11 protein-coding genes are annotated in these 17,444 nt (G+C 57.5%); 5 read left to right on the top strand and 6 right to left on the bottom strand.

From position 1 onward, the window contains the following. Positions 1–318: 318 nt before the first annotated feature. Together arcB and mnmL are read right to left on the bottom strand one after the other, a co-directional pair. Complete coding sequence (gene arcB / locus DDT56_RS16490; protein ID WP_136167526.1) at positions 319–2,661, bottom strand: aerobic respiration two-component sensor histidine kinase ArcB; 2,343 nt, start codon at positions 2,659–2,661, stop codon at positions 319–321. 115 nt (positions 2,662–2,776) lie between these two features. Next, on the bottom strand, positions 2,777–3,706 hold the full coding sequence (mnmL, locus tag DDT56_RS16485; protein ID WP_136167525.1) for a tRNA modification radical SAM protein MnmL/YtqA: 930 nt from the start codon (positions 3,704–3,706) through the stop codon (positions 2,777–2,779). A 654-nt stretch (positions 3,707–4,360) separates the two neighbouring features. On the opposite strand from mnmL, the gene gltB reads away from it, so the two are divergent. From gltB to DDT56_RS16470, 3 genes are all read left to right on the top strand, one after another. Beyond that, complete coding sequence (gene gltB / locus DDT56_RS16480; protein WP_136167524.1) at positions 4,361–8,821, top strand: glutamate synthase large subunit; 4,461 nt, start codon at positions 4,361–4,363, stop codon at positions 8,819–8,821. 9 nt (positions 8,822–8,830) lie between these two features. Continuing rightward, positions 8,831–10,249: a glutamate synthase small subunit gene (locus DDT56_RS16475; protein WP_136167523.1), complete on the top strand. Its 1,419-nt coding sequence runs from the start codon at positions 8,831–8,833 to the stop codon at positions 10,247–10,249. A 160-nt stretch (positions 10,250–10,409) separates the two neighbouring features. Next, positions 10,410–11,183: a (S)-acetoin forming diacetyl reductase gene (locus tag DDT56_RS16470; RefSeq protein WP_136167522.1), complete on the top strand. Its 774-nt coding sequence runs from the start codon at positions 10,410–10,412 to the stop codon at positions 11,181–11,183. Between the two features lie 362 nt (positions 11,184–11,545). Here DDT56_RS16470 and DDT56_RS16460 read toward each other — a convergent pair whose 3' ends face one another. Next, complete coding sequence (locus DDT56_RS16460; RefSeq protein ID WP_136167520.1) at positions 11,546–11,965, bottom strand: GFA family protein; 420 nt, start codon at positions 11,963–11,965, stop codon at positions 11,546–11,548. Between the two features lie 133 nt (positions 11,966–12,098). Here DDT56_RS16460 and DDT56_RS16455 point away from each other — a divergent pair, with 133 nt between their 5' ends. Then, on the top strand, positions 12,099–12,860 hold the full coding sequence (locus tag DDT56_RS16455) for a MurR/RpiR family transcriptional regulator (RefSeq protein WP_136167568.1): 762 nt from the start codon (positions 12,099–12,101) through the stop codon (positions 12,858–12,860). Here DDT56_RS16455 and DDT56_RS16450 read toward each other — a convergent pair. The 3 genes from DDT56_RS16450 to DDT56_RS16440 all read right to left on the bottom strand — a co-directional run bounded on the left by DDT56_RS16450 (position 12,842) and on the right by DDT56_RS16440 (position 17,035). Further along, positions 12,842–14,224, bottom strand: coding sequence for a family 4 glycosyl hydrolase (locus DDT56_RS16450; protein ID WP_136167519.1), 1,383 nt, complete (start codon positions 14,222–14,224; stop codon positions 12,842–12,844). The two genes, DDT56_RS16455 and DDT56_RS16450, sit on opposite strands and share 19 nt — an antisense overlap. A gap of 12 nt (positions 14,225–14,236) precedes the next feature. After that, positions 14,237–15,808 (bottom strand): PTS transporter subunit EIIC, encoded by a 1,572-nt coding sequence (locus tag DDT56_RS16445; protein ID WP_136167518.1) that lies wholly within the window; start codon positions 15,806–15,808, stop codon positions 14,237–14,239. Between the two features lie 378 nt (positions 15,809–16,186). Next, positions 16,187–17,035: a MurR/RpiR family transcriptional regulator gene (locus DDT56_RS16440; RefSeq protein ID WP_136167517.1), complete on the bottom strand. Its 849-nt coding sequence runs from the start codon at positions 17,033–17,035 to the stop codon at positions 16,187–16,189. Between the two features lie 112 nt (positions 17,036–17,147). Here DDT56_RS16440 and DDT56_RS16435 point away from each other — a divergent pair, with 112 nt between their 5' ends. Then, positions 17,148–17,429: a PTS sugar transporter subunit IIB gene (locus DDT56_RS16435; RefSeq protein WP_136167516.1), complete on the top strand. Its 282-nt coding sequence runs from the start codon at positions 17,148–17,150 to the stop codon at positions 17,427–17,429. The last annotated feature ends 15 nt before the right edge of the window (positions 17,430–17,444 follow it).

Here is a 17,444-nt window from a genome sequence, read left to right as displayed (position 1 = left end):
CATCAACTAATTGATTTTTTAATTGACAAACACTAATCTACATCACACATTTTAATGATTCTTGTAACATACGTTTCCGCTTTTGCTATTTTGTTGCTTGATGAAGATGTAAGATTGATAAGGTAAGAATATCCGCACTTGCGAGCTCACGACCCCTGATATCTAAGATGCAGGTGCCCGTTTTCCCTGGTGTTGGCGCATAATTCGCGCACCCCGGCCTCGGTCGGGGTAATTTTTTTACTCGTCACATCCCTGTCCCTCGCCCTGCGGGCCGCCGCAAGCGGCGTTAAAAAACACTCCCGATGTTTTTTTTTCTCGTCAGTTTTTTTCCGCCTCGGCCACCCAATCCCGCAGCACCTGAACGTCATGACGCCAGTCGTGTTTAAGCTCGTCGATCCATTCCTGGACGTTATCCCACCAGGCCGGCAAAGTCGGCGTCTGTATCTGCTGGGCAACCTGTTGCAGATGACGCAGCCCCACCGATCCCGCCGCCCCCTTAATCTTGTGCCCCTCTTCGGTAATGCCTTTCTGATCGCGCGCCGTCATGTTGGAATCAAGAATAGCCAGATAGCCCGGCATCATTTTTTCGAACATATCCAGGCTTTGGTGAATCAGTTTGGGCCCGACCAAATCCAGGTACTGTTCCAGCATCGCAATGTCCAGCAGGTCCTCGTTAACCATTTCGCCCCCTTTTTCAGTCACCGGCTCATCGGCACGCGCGGTGTGATGATCCCAGTATTGTTTGATAACCGAGGTCAACGCCGGCACCGACAGCGGCTTACTCAGCACGTCATCCATACCGGCATCCAGATACTCTTTTTTATCTTTCAGCACGTTGGCGGTTAACGCCACCAGCGGCGGCAGGCGGCGGTCGGCGTGGCGCCGGCGTATCTGGCGCGCCACGTCCAGCCCGGTCATATCCGGCAGTTGAATATCCAGCAACGCCAGGTCGAACTCATCGGGATCGAACAGATCCAGCGCTTCCTGCCCGGTCATCGCCACTTCCACGCTGCTGCCCAGTTTTTCCAGCACCGAGCGCGCCACCACCACATTCAGCTCAATATCTTCCACCAGCAGCACGTGCAGCGCCGGCAGCGGCATCTCATCATCCGTCTCCTGATTGTCGCCGGCCTCTTCCACCGCCGGCGCCGTGACCGTCAGGGTGAAGCAGGAACCTTTGCCCTGAACGCTGGCGACCTGGATGTCGCCCCCCATATTTTGCGCCAGACGTTTCGACACCGACAGGCCGATGCCGGTTCCGGTGGCCGGTTTGCCGCCATGCTGGTCCTTCACCTGATAGTACATGGCGAAGATTTTTTCCAATTCATCCGCCGGGATCCCCATGCCGGAATCCTCGACCTCGAAGCGCAGCCGGTCGCCCTGCTCATGCCATACGCGCACCACGATTTTTCCCTGCGGGGTGAACTTCACCGCGTTGCTGAGCAGGTTCCACAAGATCTGCCGCAGACGCGTGCCGTCGGTAATGACCTTCTTCGGCAGCGGCTGGTGCGGCTCCACTATCAGCTTCAGCCCCTTGGGCTGAGCCAGCAATCCGCCCAGGTTCTCCAGATCGACCAGAAAGCCGGTGAAATCTATCGGCTGGTTATCCAGCTGCACCTTGCGGCGCTCCTGCTTGTCCATTTCAATCACGTCGTTAAAAATATTGCCCAGCGTGATGGCGCTGACATGAATGGTTTTTAAATACTTCTGCTGTTCCGCGTCAAGCTGCGTATCCAGCAGGATGCGGCTTAACCCGACGATGCCGTTAAGCGGCGTACGCAGCTCGTGGCTGATAGTTGAGATAAAAGTGGTCTTCTCCCTGCTGGCGCTCTCTAACGCGTCCTGGTAACGCTTACGCTCCGTTATATCGCGTCCGAAGCCCATCAGCCCGTGGCGTTTGCCCATGCGATCGTAAAAGGGCACCTTGCGCAGCTCAAAACAGGCTTTGCGGCCGTCGGGATACACCAGCCACTGTTCATAGGTCAGCGATACGTTGTGACGGAACACTTTTTCGTCCGTTTCCATCACCTTCTCGGCGATGTCCGCCGCATAGACATCCTTCGGCGTCAGGCCGATAAGCTGTTTCTGGCTTTTGCCCACCAGCAGTTCCATGGCGCGGTTGCAGCCGGAAAACTCTTTGTTTTCATTGCGGTAATAGACCAGGTCGGGCGAAGCGTCGAGGAAAGAGCGCAACAGCGCGGACTGCTGTTCCAGCTCCACCTGCGCCTGCTCGCGGCGGGCCATCTCTTCTTTCAGCTTGCTGACGACCTGCAGGCGCGCCTCTTCCGATTTGATGCGATCGGCGATTTCCTGATTAAGCTGGGCGATGTTTTCCTGTAGCTGTTCGTTCAGCTCCAGATCCCGGTGGCGCATCTCTTCCAGCTTCGCCACCAGCTTCGCCAGCCGCTGGCGCGACTCCTCCAGCTGTTCCACCACGACGGAGAGAAAATAAACCGCCCACGGGGTAATCAGCAGCCCGAAAAAGACCGAGCGCACGACATCGATATTCTCCACTTTCCCGCTGAGCAGCAGGGTAACGGCCATCTGCACCACCATCGCCAGCAGCACCAGTACCGAAGCCAGCAGCAGTGAAAAACGGACAAGCCCCAGTTTTACCATTAAATCAACATAGTACTGAGCCAACAGGCGGATTTGCTTCATAGCGGTTTCCTTAGTCACGAACCAGCGAATCATATCGTAAAATGACCGCCGGTGCGGTGCCGGTTACGGCAGATTCGCCATATCGTCCGCCAACGGCGCATTTTACCGCGCGGCGCTAAATATCGCGGTACAGATAAGGGGTGCCCAGCGCCGATCCCTGAACGCCGTGGATCTGTAAATAGCGATCCAGCTCGACCATGCCGGTCCAGCGATTTTCACACCACAGCGGCGCCAGCAGCGTCGGGCGGCGGGCGCTGGCGGAAATGCGATGATAGACAATCTCCGGCGGCGTACGGCGGATCATCTCGCCGGCGGTCGTCACATACTCTTCCAGCGCCAGCGCGGATAATCTGCCCGCCCGCCAGGCTTTGGCCATGATACTGCCCTCCACGATATGCAACGGATGCAGCTTGATGCCTTCCACGCCGGTTTCCACCACCCGGTCGAGCGTGGATAAGCAGCGCTGCGCATCCTCGCCCGGCAGACCGACGATCAGGTGGCAGCACACTTTCAGGCCGCGCTGGCGAGCGCGACGCGCCGTCTGCTGATAGCTGGCGAAATCATGCCCGCGATTAATGCGGTGCAGCGTTTTGTCGCTGGCGCTCTGCAGGCCCAGCTCCAGCCACACCTCATAGCCGCGCTCATGGTAGCCGGACAGCAAATCGAGCACCGCGTCCGGCACGCAATCCGGCCGGGTGCCGACGCACAGCCCCACCATATCCGCCTGAGCCAGCGCCGCCCGATACATATTTTCCAGCACCTGAACTTCGGCATAGGTGCTGGTATAAGCCTGAAAATAAGCCAGATAACGCTTTGCCCGCTTGACCTTGCCGGCCTGCGCGGCCAACTGCTGGGCGATGCTGCGCTGCTGCATCTGTTCATCGGCAAACGAGGCGACATTACAGAAGGTGCAGCCTCCCCGCCCCAGCGTGCCGTCGCGGTTCGGGCAGCTAAAACCGCCGTGCAGCGTGAGCTTATGGATCTTTTCTCCATAGCGGCGCTGAAGATTTCCACCAAACATATTGATTAATTTTTGTAATTGCATATTCTGATTAGCCCTCTTGAGGAAGAGCAGCCTACTCTGTCAGCCTCACCGCCGCGATGACGCCGATCAATCCCCGCCCGGCAGTTAAAATGAATGATTATTCGCTTTTAGTGAAAATAAACGCACATTTTCGATAATTAATTTTTCTTATCCGGCGGCGTGCCTTCATTAAAAGATGACGTAAAAATGAAAAACAGTGGCATAAATCAAAAAAATCGGCCAAAGCAGTACAAGATTCCGAAAATCAGAAAAAATGCAGCATGTAGCGGAGATATTGTGATATGGGCATAGTGATACAGCTCACAGTATGCCTCCACCCAATAGTTGTTAATCAGTATACTTTAGCTAAAAAAATCATTAAGTTTCATAGGTATAACTAAAAATTATCCCTTATCGGCACATTTTGCACTGTTATTTGACCTGACCAGGCTTTCTCGCTAATTTGGGAATCCGCTGGAAGCTTTCCCGATGAGTCCCTGACTCGTCATATTTATGCAGTAAATGAAGACTCCCTCTACAAACAAGTCATTTACCACTTGTGAGACCGTCACGAGAGGCCGAAGAAGAGAGCGGCAGGTACACGCAGCTCGACGCCAAGGTGCTTTCTCGCAGTAGGTTGTGAGAGTCACACAGAGCCCGGGGAGGTTCACTATTATGTTGTACGATGCATCCCAAGAGAGAGACAACTGTGGTTTTGGCCTAATCGCCCATATAGAAGGCGAGCCGAGCCACAAGGTCGTGCGTACCGCAATCCACGCACTGGCCCGCATGCAGCACCGTGGCGCGATCCTTGCTGACGGCAAGACCGGCGACGGCTGCGGCCTATTGCTGCAAAAACCCGATCGTTTTTTCCGTCTGGTGGCGGAAGAGCGCGGCTGGCGCTTAGCCAAAAATTACTCCGTCGGCATGATGTTTCTCAATCAGGATGAGGATCTGGCCCGCGCCGCCCGCCGGATTGTGGAAGAAGAGCTGCAAAACGAAACGCTGTCGGTGCTTGGCTGGCGCGAAGTGCCGACCAACCCGGACGTTTTGGGCGAAATCGCCCTTTCCTCCCTGCCGCGTATCGAGCAAATTTTCGTCAACGCCCCGGCCGGCTGGCTGCAGAGCGATATGGAACGCCGTTTGTTTATGGCGCGTCGCCGCATCGAAAAACGCATCGAAGACAAAGAATTCTACGTTTGCAGCTTCTCCAACCTGGTGACGATCTATAAAGGCCTGTGCATGCCGGCGGATCTGCCGCGCTTCTATCTCGATCTGGCGGATCTGCGCCTGGAATCGGCCATCTGCCTGTTCCACCAGCGTTTCTCCACCAACACGGTGCCGCGCTGGCCGCTGGCGCAGCCGTTCCGCTATCTGGCGCACAACGGCGAGATCAACACCATCGCCGGCAACCGCCAATGGGCGCGCGCCCGCGCCTACAAATTCAAAACCCCGCTGATCCCCGATCTGCAGGACGCCGCGCCGTTCGTCAACGAAACCGGCTCCGACTCCAGCTCGCTGGACAACATGCTGGAACTGTTTCTCAGCGGCGGGATGGACATCATCCGCGCCATGCGCCTGCTGGTGCCGCCGGCCTGGCAGAACAACCCGGATATGGATCCGGAGCTGCGCGCCTTCTTCGACTTTAACTCCATGCATATGGAGCCGTGGGACGGCCCGGCGGGCATCGTGATGTCCGACGGGCGCTACGCCGCCTGTAACCTGGACCGCAACGGCCTGCGTCCGGCGCGCTACGTCATCACCAAAGACAAGCTGATCACCTGCGCCTCCGAAGTGGGCATCTGGGATTATCAGCCGGATGAGGTGGTGGAAAAAGGCCGCGTCGGACCGGGCGAACTGATGGTTATCGATACCCGCCACGGGCGCATTCTGCATTCGGCCGAAACCGATGACGACCTCAAAAGCCGTCACCCGTATAAAGAGTGGATGGAGAAAAACGTCCAGCGCCTGGTGCCGTTTGAAGACCTGCCGGACGACCAGGTCGGCAGCCGCGAATTTGACGATACCCTGCTGGAAACCTATCAGAAGCAGTTCGGCTACAGCGCCGAAGAGCTGGATCAGATCCTGCGCGTGCTGGGCGAGAACGGTCAGGAAGCCACCGGCTCGATGGGCGACGACACGCCGTTCGCCGTGCTTTCCAGCCGTCCGCGCATTATTTATGACTATTTCCGCCAGCAGTTCGCCCAGGTGACCAACCCGCCCATCGATCCGCTGCGCGAAGCGCATGTGATGTCGCTGGCCACCTGTATCGGTCGGGAAATGAACGTCTTCTGCGAAGCGGAAGGCCAGGCTCACCGTCTGAGCTTTAAATCGCCGATCCTGCTTTACTCCGATTTCACCCAGCTGATCTCGCAGGATCAGCAACACTACCGCGCGGATACGCTGGACCTGACGTTCGAACCGCAACGGCAAACGCTGCAACAGAGCGTTGAAAAGCTGTGCGACGAGGCGGAGCGCAAGGTGCGCGACGGCGCGGTGCTGCTGGTGCTTTCCGACCGCGGCATCTCCGCGCAGCGCCTGCCGGTGCCGGCGCCGATGGCCGTCGGCGCCATTCAGCGCCGTCTGGTGGAGAAAAGCCTGCGCTGCGACGCCAACATCATCGTTGAAACGGCCAGCGCGCGCGATCCGCACCATTTCGCGGTGCTGCTCGGCTTCGGCGCCACGGCGATTTACCCTTATCTCGCCTACGAAACGCTGGCGAAGATGGTCGATAACCACACCATTGAAAAAGCGCATCGCGCGGTGATGCTCAACTATCGCAACGGCATCAACAAGGGGCTGTACAAGATCATGTCCAAGATGGGCATATCCACCGTCGCCTCCTACCGCTGCGCCAAGCTGTTCGAAGCCGTCGGCCTGCATCAGGACGTCTCGTCCCTGTGCTTTCAGGGCGTGGTCAGCCGCATCGGCGGCGCCAACTTCAGCGATTTCGAGCAGGATCTGCTGAACCTGTCCAAACGCGCCTGGCTGAAACGCAAGACGCTGGATCAGGGCGGCCTGCTGAAATTCGTCCACGGCGGCGAATACCACGCTTACAACCCGGATGTGGTCACCACGCTGCAAAAGGCGGTGAAAAGCGGCGACTACGCCGATTACGAGCACTATTCCCGCCTGGTCAACCAACGCCAGCCCGCCACCCTGCGCGATCTGCTGGCGCTGAAACCGCAGGCGGGCGCCGCCATCGCTATCGATGAGGTTGAGCCGGCGACGGAAATGTACAAACGCTTCGATACCGCGGCGATGTCCATCGGCGCCCTGAGTCCCGAAGCCCACGAGTCGCTGGCCGAGGCCATGAACGGCCTGGGCGGTTTCTCCAACTCCGGCGAAGGCGGGGAAGATCCGGCGCGCTACGGCACCAACAAGGTTTCCCGTATCAAACAGGTGGCGTCCGGCCGTTTCGGCGTCACCCCGGCCTATCTGGTCAACGCCGACGTGATTCAGATTAAAGTGGCGCAGGGCGCCAAGCCCGGCGAAGGCGGCCAGCTGCCCGGCGATAAGGTTACGCCGTACATCGCCAGACTGCGCTACTCGGTGCCGGGCGTAACCTTGATTTCACCGCCGCCGCACCATGATATCTATTCAATCGAAGACCTGGCGCAGCTGATTTTCGATCTGAAACAGATCAACCCGAAAGCCATGATTTCGGTCAAGCTGGTTTCCGAACCGGGCGTCGGCACCATCGCCACCGGCGTGGCCAAAGCCTATGCCGACCTGATCACCATCGCCGGTTACGACGGCGGCACCGGCGCCAGTCCGCTGACCTCGGTGAAATACGCCGGCTGTCCGTGGGAGCTGGGCCTGGTGGAAACCCAGCAGGCGCTGGTGGCCAACGGCCTGCGCCACAAAATCCGCCTGCAGGTGGACGGCGGTCTGAAAACCGGGCTGGACATCATCAAGGCGGCGATCCTGGGGGCGGAAAGCTTCGGCTTCGGCACCGGCCCGATGGTCGCGCTCGGCTGTAAATACCTGCGCATCTGCCACCTGAACAACTGCGCCACCGGCGTCGCCACCCAGGACGAAAAGCTGCGGCGCGACCACTATCACGGCCTGCCGGAGCTGGTCGCCAACTACTTCCACTTTATCGCGCACGAAACCCGTACGCTGATGGCGGAACTGGGCGTAAGCCGTCTGGTGGATTTGATCGGCCGCACCGATCTGCTGGTGGAGCTGGACGGCTTCACCGCCAAGCAAAACAAGCTGGATCTGTCGCCGCTGCTGCAAACCGCGACGCCGCAGCCGGGCAAGACGCCGTACTGCACCGAAAGCAACCCGTCGTTCGACAAGGGGCTGCTGAACAAGGAGCTGTTGGCGCAGGCGCAGCCATACGTGGAAGCGCGGCAGAGCAAAGCGCTCTACTTTGACATCCGCAACACCGACCGTTCCGTCGGCGCCACCCTGTCCGGCGCGATTGCCGCGCAGCATGGCGATCAGGGGCTGGCGAGCGATCCGATCAAAGCCTACTTCTCCGGCACCGCCGGGCAGAGCTTCGGCGTGTGGAACGCCGGCGGCGTCGAACTGACGCTGACCGGCGACGCCAACGACTACGTCGGCAAAGGGATGGCGGGCGGCAGCATCGCCGTGCGTCCTCCGGTGGGCTCGGCGTTTCGCAGCCATGAAGCCAGCATCATCGGCAACACCTGTCTGTACGGCGCCACCGGCGGCAAGCTGTTTGCCGCCGGCCGGGCGGGCGAACGTTTCGCGGTACGCAACTCCGGCGCCATCACCGTGGTGGAAGGCATCGGCGATAACGGCTGCGAATATATGACCGGCGGCATCGTCTGCGTGCTGGGCCGTACCGGCGTCAACTTTGGCGCGGGCATGACCGGCGGGTTCGCTTACGTTCTTGACGAGGACGGCGAATTCCGCAAACGCGTCAACCCGGAACTGGTGGAAGTGCTGGATGTAGAACAACTGGCTATTCATGAAGAACATTTGCGCGGCCTGATTACCGAGCATGTGCAGCATACCGGTTCGCAACGCGCAGAAGAGATCCTCGCTAACTGGCCGGCCTGGGCATCCAAATTTGCTCTGGTGAAACCGAAGTCAAGTGATGTGAAGGCATTGTTGGGTCACCGTAGTCGTTCCGCAGCCGAGCTGCGGGTTCAGGCGCAGTAAGAGGTCATCATGAGTCAGAATGTTTATCAATTTATCGATTTACAGCGCGTTGATCCGCCCAAAAAACCGCTGAAAATTCGTAAAATTGAATTTGTTGAAATTTACGAACCGTTCTCGGAGAGCCAATCCAAGGCGCAGGCCGATCGCTGCCTGTCCTGCGGCAACCCTTACTGCGAATGGAAATGCCCGGTTCATAACTATATTCCCAACTGGCTGAAGCTGGCGAATGAAGGCCGGATTATCGAAGCGGCCGAGCTATCGCACCAGACCAACAGCCTGCCGGAAGTCTGCGGCCGGGTGTGCCCGCAGGATCGCCTGTGCGAAGGCTCCTGTACGCTGAATGACGAATTCGGCGCGGTCACCATCGGCAATATCGAGCGCTATATCAACGACAAGGCGCTGGAAATGGGCTGGAAGCCGGATATGTCCGGCGTTCAATCCACCGGTAAACGCGTGGCGATTATCGGCGCCGGCCCCGCCGGCCTGGCCTGTGCCGACGTACTGGCGCGCAACGGCGTACAGGCGGTGGTGTTCGATCGCCATCCCGAGATCGGCGGCCTGCTGACCTTCGGCATCCCGGCTTTCAAGCTGGAAAAAGAAGTGATGGTCAAGCGCCGTGAAATCTTCAGCGGCATGGGCATCGAATTCCGCCTGAACACCGAAGTGGGCAAAGACGTGCAGATGAAAGATCTGCTGGATGAGTTCGATTCGGTGTTCCTCGGCGTCGGAACCTATCAATCCATGCGCGGCGGGCTGGAAAACGAAGAGGCGCCGGGCGTCTATGACGCGCTGCCGTTTCTGATCGCCAACACCAAGCAACTGATGGGCTTCGAAGCCTCATCCGCAGAGCCTTACGTCACCATGCAAGGCAAACGCGTGGTGGTGCTGGGCGGCGGCGATACCGCGATGGACTGCGTGCGGACCTCGATTCGCCAGGGCGCGACGCACGTTATCTGCGCCTATCGCCGCGATGAAGAGAACATGCCGGGCTCCAAGCGCGAGGTGAAAAACTCGCGCGAGGAAGGGGTGGAATTCAAATTCAACCTGCAGCCGCTGAGCATTGAAATCAACGAGGCCGGCAAAGTGTGCGGCGTCAGAATGGCGCGCACCGAGTTGGGCGCGCCCGATGCCAACGGGCGCCGCCGTCCTGAAATCGTCGCCGGTTCGGAGCACGTGCTGGAGGCGGATGCGGTCATTATGGCTTTCGGCTTCCGCCCCCACAAGATGGCCTGGCTGGCCGAACACGACGTCGAACTGGATAGCCAGGGCCGCATCATCGCCCCGGAAAACAACGATAACGCGTTCCAGACCAGCAACCCGAAAATCTTTGCCGGCGGCGACGCCGTACGCGGCTCGGACCTGGTGGTGACCGCCATCGCCGAAGGGCGCAAAGCGGCAGAAGGCATTTTGGACTTTCTGGAAGTCTGACTCCCCTTGCCCGGACCGCTCTTTTCGGTCCGGGCAGCATCGCGCGCCGCCGATAATCTCTGTGAATTCCCCATCCCGCCTGGAAAAATCCCGCTTAGCGTCTACCATTGTTACGTGCTTGCACGTTGATATTAATGGAAATTTAAAACTAGGAGATAACATGACGGTTAAAGTAGCGCTTGTTACTGGCGCAGGTCAGGGAATTGGCCGCGCTATTGCGCTTAGACTGGCGAAAGACGGCTTTGCCATCGCCGTGGTTGACTACAACATGGATACCGCCCATAACGTGGCGCAAGAAATTGAGCAGGCCGGCGGCCAGGCTATCGCCCTTAAGGCTGACGTTGCCGATCGGGACGCGGTTTTCGCCGCTGTCGCAGAGACCCAGCAAAAATTCGGCGACTTCAACGTCATCGTTAACAACGCCGGGATTGCGCCCTCCACGCTTATCGAAGACATTACCCCGGAAATTGTCGACCGGGTGTATAACATTAATGTTAAAGGGGTTATCTGGGGTATCCAGGCCGCGATCAAGGCGTTTAAATCCCTCGGCCACGGCGGAAAAATCATTAACGCCTGTTCTCAGGCGGGTCACGTAGGCAACCCGGAACTGGCGGTATACAGCTCCAGCAAATTTGCCGTGCGCGGTCTGACGCAAACCGCCGCGCGCGATCTGGCGCCGCTGGGCATTACCGTGAACGGCTTCTGTCCGGGAATTGTAAAAACGCCGATGTGGGAAGAGATCGACCGTAAAATCTCCGAATCAGCGGGAAAACCCGCGGGCTACGGCACCGCCGAATTTGCCAAACGCATCACCCTGGGACGCCTCTCCGAACCGGAAGACGTTGCCGCCTGCGTCGCCTATCTGGCAAGCCCCGACTCCGACTATATGACGGGGCAGTCCTTGCTGATCGACGGCGGTATGGTATTCAGTTAATCGCTTAACCCTATACCCGTCATACTTCAAGCTGCAGATGCGTTGGCTGCATTACTCGGCCCATCCGTGGGCCTCACCCCGTTGGGGCCGCTGCAAGCAGCGTTCAAATCTGCTCCAGGCAGATTTGTCAGTTACCCGAATCACTTACCTGTGTAAGCTCATCGGGATTAAATGAGAGACATCCTGTCTCTCACCGGAGGCCAGCCGTTGGCTGGTCAAATTCGTTCCCGACGAATTTGTCCTTCCCTTGCCGCCTTCCTGCAACTCGAATTATTTAGGGTATATACTTTATCCACAGCCGGGCGCCACCAGCCCGGCTGTTCTCCTTTATCCCAGCCTTCCCACACCTCGCGCGCTCGGATTTATGACGACACGCTCTGCTCATTCAGTGAATCAATAACGTCCTGTTCCGTTAATAACGGCGTGGACTGCGAGAAAGAGTAGTATGGGGGCTTATTGTCGATATATATTTGCGCCACAAACTCCTGCCCGCTCCGATCGTCAAACAGAGCCGCGGGGACAAAATAGGTTGCGGGAGAGAGAAGCTTATAAAACAGGTGTGAACCACAGACCTTGCAGAATGCCCGTTCAGCCCAATCGGAAGAGCGATACAGGGTAATATTTTCCTCACCTTCTATGCTGATATCATCTTTGCAATCAACGGACATAAAAGGCCCGCCGCCCCATTTCTGGCACATGCCGCAGTGACAGGCCGTCACCTCGGTTACCGGATGCGCGGTGGAGATTGTCACTCCGCCGCATAAACAATGGCCTTGATGCATTATTTCTCCTTAACCATCCCGCCTGAAATGCCTGACACCTCCGCACAGGACGGCGCTCATCGTCTAATGTCAGTCTCAGTTATAGCACATGCGGTATACTCATCTTTTCCCGTCGCCGGATTTTAAGATGATGATCAATTTTCAATCGGTATTTCCGCAGACGCCATTATCGAAAACCGAACTGACCGTGCTCGGTTATATCTACACGCATCCGCAACGCTGTATTGAAAACGGCGTACGCGCGGTTTCCGCCGCCTGTTACAGTTCGCCCTCCACGCTGGTCAGGCTGGCGAAAAAGCTCGGCTTTCGCGGCTGGCTGGAATTGGTCTATTTCATCAAATTCAACCTGATCAAAAGCACCGCCGACCACCCGGCGGTCGCAGCCGGGCTCTATCACAGCCGCTTTATGACCACCCGGCCGGAGGACGGCATGGAGGCGTTTCTGGACGGGCTGCGCCATCAGCGTCTGCTGATCCACGGCAGCGGTTTCTCGCAGCTGGTGGCGCAGTATTTCTACAATAAATGCCTGACGGTGGGCATCAACAGCTATCTGGCGCTATGGCCAGACCTGGATATTCTGGGAGAGAAAGGCAGGATGCAATTCGACTGTGCGTGGGTGATCTCCAAATCCGGCCGCAGCCATTCAGCGCTGGCATGGCTGGAAGCGACACGGAAAATCAACCTGCCGCTGATCTGCTTCACCGGCGACGGCGCCAGCCCGCTGGCCATGGCGGCGCAACGGGCGTTCATTTTTGACGATCACCAAAAATACGACGACGATATTTACTACGCCAACCCCTTCTTCGGCTATTGCCTGCTCGGCTTCGAGCGGATCATCGGCGCCTGGCTGAATCAGGGCGGCCCGGACGCCGGCGATCACCAGCCGGCGCAATAATCCCGGTGCGCCTTCAGATACGCCGCCACCAGCTTGCGCGCCAGCGAATAGGAGTTGACCAGCGGATGCACCATCAGCGCCTTTACCGCCAGATGCCGGTCGCGCGTGAGTATCGCCTCCACCGCCAGCCGTTCATACTCTTTGACTTTGCCGATCAGATTGCGCTGGGTTTCCGGCACCTCGCCGACCTCAATCGCTTGCAGGCCGTCACGCCCCAGTTCACAGCTGATTTCGATCACATCGTCGTCATGAAGGAAATCAAGCGCGCCGCGATTCGCCTGGGAAACCACCACCCGCTTGTTTTGCCCGCTGCCGACCGCTTCCAGAATATCGATGGCGACCCCGGCATAGCCGCCGCTGTCCGGCTGTTCAATGAACTGTCGTAATGTTATCGGCTGCCGCACGTGCGCCTTGCCCTGATTCGACTCGCGCTGCATATAGCTGTTTTCGCGCGTCAGATAGTGCGCCAGCCAGACATCGAAAGCGCGTTCCGGGTTGGCGGTGACATCCAACGCCGACAGCTCGCGCAGCATCGCCTGATTGATGACGGCGATTTGCTCGCCGCGCGTCTCTCCGGCCGCGAGAATCGCCTCCAGCGCCTCTTCGCGGTAATAATAGTAATACAGATACTCATTCAGCAGTTGGTTATGATTCAGCGCCACCAGCTCCGGCGAGAAATATTTCATGCCGCTTTCGCGATAAAGACGCGGGTCCGCCAGCAGACGCGCGGTCACGTCCGCGCCGCGCAGCCGCACGTTATGGAACCAGGAAAGGTGATTCAGGCCGTAGCAATCCACCTTGAGATCCTTCGCCTCACACCCCAGCAAAACGGCCAACTCGCCGATCAGTTCGCTGGGGGCATCGCAAATACCGTACACCCGGCGCTGAAAACCGGATTTCAAAATCGCCTCGGTCACCATGCCGGACGGATTGGTGAAGTTGAACAAGACCGCATCCGGCGCCGCCACCTCTTCAATCAGCCGGCAGTAATCGACAATCACCGGGATGGAGCGCAGCGCCATGGCGAAACCGCCGGCGCCGGTGGTTTCCTGTCCCAATACCTGATGGTCGAGCGCGATGCGTTCATCAAGCACGCGCCCCTGCTCGCCGCCGACGCGCAGCGTGGTGATAATCGAGTTCGCTCCCGTCAGCGCCGCGCGCGCGTCGCTACTCAGGCTGAAGCGGACATCGGGACGGATACGCTGAAACACCTCGCGGGCAATCTCGCCGTAAATCGCCAGTTTGGTTTCGTCCGTATCCATAAATACGACGTCGCTGACTCCAATGCGATGCGCATGATAAGCAATGGATTTTGCCAGGAAGGGGGAGCGTACGCCGCCCCCGCCCAATACCGTTAATTTCATCTCTCTTTCCTTTCACCGTCTGGTATCCGCCAGCAGGCGATCTTCCACCTGCCGGCGGATGGTGCCGACATGAACACCATAAATCACCTGAACGTTATTGCCGTGGCGGATCACGCCCTTCGCGCCGCCCGTCTTTAGCGCCGCCTCATCCAGCAACGCGCTCTCTTTCAGCTCCACGCGCAGACGCGTAAAGCAGTTATCCACCGCCAGAATATTCGCCGCGCCGCCCAGCGCATCGACCACATCAGCCGCCAACGACGCTTCCCGCATTTTTTCCTGCTGCTCCCGGTACTCCTGTTTTGAATAGAGCCTTACCGCGTCATCATCTTCACGGCCGGGCGTTTTCAGGTTGAGCCGGGTCACCAGGGTTTTGAAAACCACGTAATACACGCCGAACTGTACCAGGCCGATGGCGATCCACAGCGGCCAGCGCGTGAGCGACGCCGGCAACGGCAGGTTGTAGGCCACAAACTCAACCAATCCGCTCGCCCCCCAGGGGCGCACATCCAGCAGATAACACGCCACCTGGCTCAGCGCCGTCAGCACTGCGTGGATCACCCACAGCAGCGGAGAGATAAACAGGAAAGTGAACTCTATCGGCTCGGTGATGCCGACCAGAATGGAGGTCATCATCGCCGGGATAAGGATCGCCTTGGCCTGAAGCCGTTTTTCCGGTTTCGCGGTGCGGTAAAACGCCAGCGCCGCGCCGGAAAGCCCGAAAATGGTCACCATCCCCTGCTGCGAGAAGCGCAACGCCGGATCCATCAACGGCGAAAGCGTGGGGTCACGCATATAAGCGAGAAAAATCGCCTGAGAACCGGAGACGGATTCGCCATTGGCGAATAGCGTGCCGCCGATGGCGGTCAACTGAAACGGCGACCAGATGAAATGGTGCAGCCCGGTGGGGATCAGGAATTTCTCAAAGAAGCCATAAACGAAAACCCCGCTCGCCCCGGCGGTTTTCATAAACCCGGTAAGCGAACTGATGCCCTGCGCCACGACGGGCCACAGATAGCTGAACGCGATGGCGTACGCCAGAATAATCGGCGTCATGGCGATCAGCACCAGTTTGGCGCCGCCATATACCGACCAGATGCCGCCCAGCTCCTTTTGCGCCAGCCGGTTATACACCCAGGCGACGGTCACGCCCAGAATCAAGCCCAGAAAGATCCCCATATCGATCACATGAAAACCGAGGGTCTCCGTTTGTCCGGTGCCGAAATATTCGCCATTGACCTTTTCCGCCACCCGGCCGCTCAGCTCCAGAAAGGAAGCATTGGCGCCGAGGAACATGATGAAGCACATCAGCGCCACCAGAGCCGCTTCACTCTTATTGCTTTTCGCCATACCGTAGGCGATACCGACGGCGAAAATCAGTCCCAGATTGCCAAACAGCGGCCAGAAGGTATCGCCAAGCAGTTTTCCGACCTGCTCCAGCGGCGCAGAAGAAAACAACGAGGGGTTGGAGAGAATGGAACTGAGGGCCAGAATCAGGCCGATAACGGGTAAAAACAGCACCGGCCCCATCATGGCTTTGGAAAATGACTGTAACCGGCCCAGCAGTGAATCAGAGAGTATCTTCATATCAAGTTCCTCATGGGGGAACAGATTAAGGGCGTTATTGATTGTTGTTGGCGTTTTCCCGGTGAAGGCGCAAAACGGCATGACTGATTCGTTTCCAACCGCTTATGTTCAAGTTATAAAAGCCAGTTTGCCGGAAAACAATAAGCCGGCGCAAATAGGCACCGGTAAGCAGGCCATGACAACCTGTTTCACCTGTTTTGACCAAAAGTCATTGAAAAGGCGTCATAAGTTGACCGTATGACGCCTTGGCGTTTTCAACAGAACAACGCCTGGCGGGAAGGAAAAATAGGGCGGATAAACATATATGCCGGAATGGCAATGGGCGAAAAAACGGACGCGGCAATGGTCAGTTCGCCAGCGCATCAGGCGCCGGAATATTCAAGACATGAAATATTCCGAGAGTTTGTTCGCTACGCTATCAATCGAGAAAATGCTGCGCTGATGCGATTTACGACACTGACCGTAACGAGGATCCTGTTCTTCAAGCGCTTGCAGCAGACGATCCGCCACCATCATGGCCCCGGCGATTTCCGCAAAGCCATGTTCGCCTTCGCCATTCAGGGCGACCGCCGCCTGTAAATTCCAGTCGGACAGCTTATTGAACGGCGTAAATGACCCGCGCGTAATCGACAATATCCGCGCGCCCTGCTGCTTTGCCAGCGTCAGCACTTGCAGCATATCAGCCGATACCTCCGCCGTATGCACGGTGATAATACCCGTTTTCTGCGTCTGCGGAAAAAACGACGCCGTCGCCGGATAGAGCCTGTCGATAAAACTGGATGCCTTGCCTATGCGCATCAGATTCATTTGCAAAAAGAGCGCCACCGGCACCGCCGAACCCACCGCATAGATGGCGATAGCGTCCAGTTGATGCAGCCACCCCGCCGCCGCCGCCAGTTCCTTACTGTTCACAATGCTGTTGCTGTCGCGGATGCTGGCGATCACCGTATTGATTTCACTTTCATCTTCCCGATCCGCCCGCGAGGCGCCTTGCTCCAGCGCCAGCGCCGTCCGAAAATCCGCGAAGCCTTTGAAACCGAACGCGCGACAAAATCGGGTAATGCTGCCTTCGCTGGTATCAATCGAAGCCGCCAGTTCAGAAATAGTGTGGCGCATCGCATAATCAGGATTATCCGCGATAAAACGCCCCACTTTTTCCAGAATCGGGCTAAGCGCTGAAGCCTCATTCCTAATATTAATCAATAGATTATCATCGAATTGATTCATAAATCGCCTTTCTGCTCAAAATGCAGCCACTATCACATCTTCATCATTCCTCCCATGATAATAATTATTTTCACACAACAACAAAAGAAAATAATTATTTTTAGGAGAGATTATGAAAGGTCTTATCGTCTGTCGTACCGGCATGGGCAGTTCGTTAATGCTCAAAATAAAAGCCCAGAAAATTATCGATCAACACGGTTGGGATATTGAACTGGAACACGATGTTCTTTCCGGGCTCAACACCTGGCGAGATGTCGACTTCGTCATCACCATGAAAGATCTAACCGATGAGGTACAGGCCGCCGGCTTCCTGGCCATCGGCATCACCGACTTAATGAACGCAGATGAAATGACATCGGCACTGGCTGAAGTTGTCCGGGCCCACGGTCGCTAACCTCACCAGGAGGCA

The sequence above is a fragment of the Brenneria corticis genome, assembly GCF_003115855.1.
In the GTDB taxonomy this organism is placed as follows: Bacteria; Pseudomonadota; Gammaproteobacteria; order Enterobacterales; family Enterobacteriaceae; genus Brenneria; species Brenneria corticis.
This window is presented reverse-complemented; position numbering and strand designations above follow the sequence as displayed.

Excerpts from the sequence above, each read along its gene's own strand:
- mnmL (WP_136167525.1), bottom strand. The coding sequence starts at position 3,706 with ATGCAATTACAAAAATTAATCAATATGTTTGGTGGAAATCTTCAGCGC.
- DDT56_RS16435 (WP_136167516.1), top strand. The coding sequence starts at position 17,148 with ATGAAAGGTCTTATCGTCTGTCGTACCGGCATGGGCAGTTCGTTAATG.
- DDT56_RS16475 (WP_136167523.1), top strand. The coding sequence starts at position 8,831 with ATGAGTCAGAATGTTTATCAATTTATCGATTTACAGCGCGTTGATCCG.
- gltB (WP_136167524.1), top strand. The coding sequence starts at position 4,361 with ATGTTGTACGATGCATCCCAAGAGAGAGACAACTGTGGTTTTGGCCTA.
- DDT56_RS16460 (WP_136167520.1), bottom strand. The coding sequence starts at position 11,965 with ATGCATCAAGGCCATTGTTTATGCGGCGGAGTGACAATCTCCACCGCG.
- DDT56_RS16440 (WP_136167517.1), bottom strand. The coding sequence starts at position 17,035 with ATGAATCAATTCGATGATAATCTATTGATTAATATTAGGAATGAGGCT.
- arcB (WP_136167526.1), bottom strand. The coding sequence starts at position 2,661 with ATGAAGCAAATCCGCCTGTTGGCTCAGTACTATGTTGATTTAATGGTA.
- DDT56_RS16450 (WP_136167519.1), bottom strand. The coding sequence starts at position 14,224 with ATGAAATTAACGGTATTGGGCGGGGGCGGCGTACGCTCCCCCTTCCTG.
- DDT56_RS16470 (WP_136167522.1), top strand. The coding sequence starts at position 10,410 with ATGACGGTTAAAGTAGCGCTTGTTACTGGCGCAGGTCAGGGAATTGGC.
- DDT56_RS16445 (WP_136167518.1), bottom strand. The coding sequence starts at position 15,808 with ATGAAGATACTCTCTGATTCACTGCTGGGCCGGTTACAGTCATTTTCC.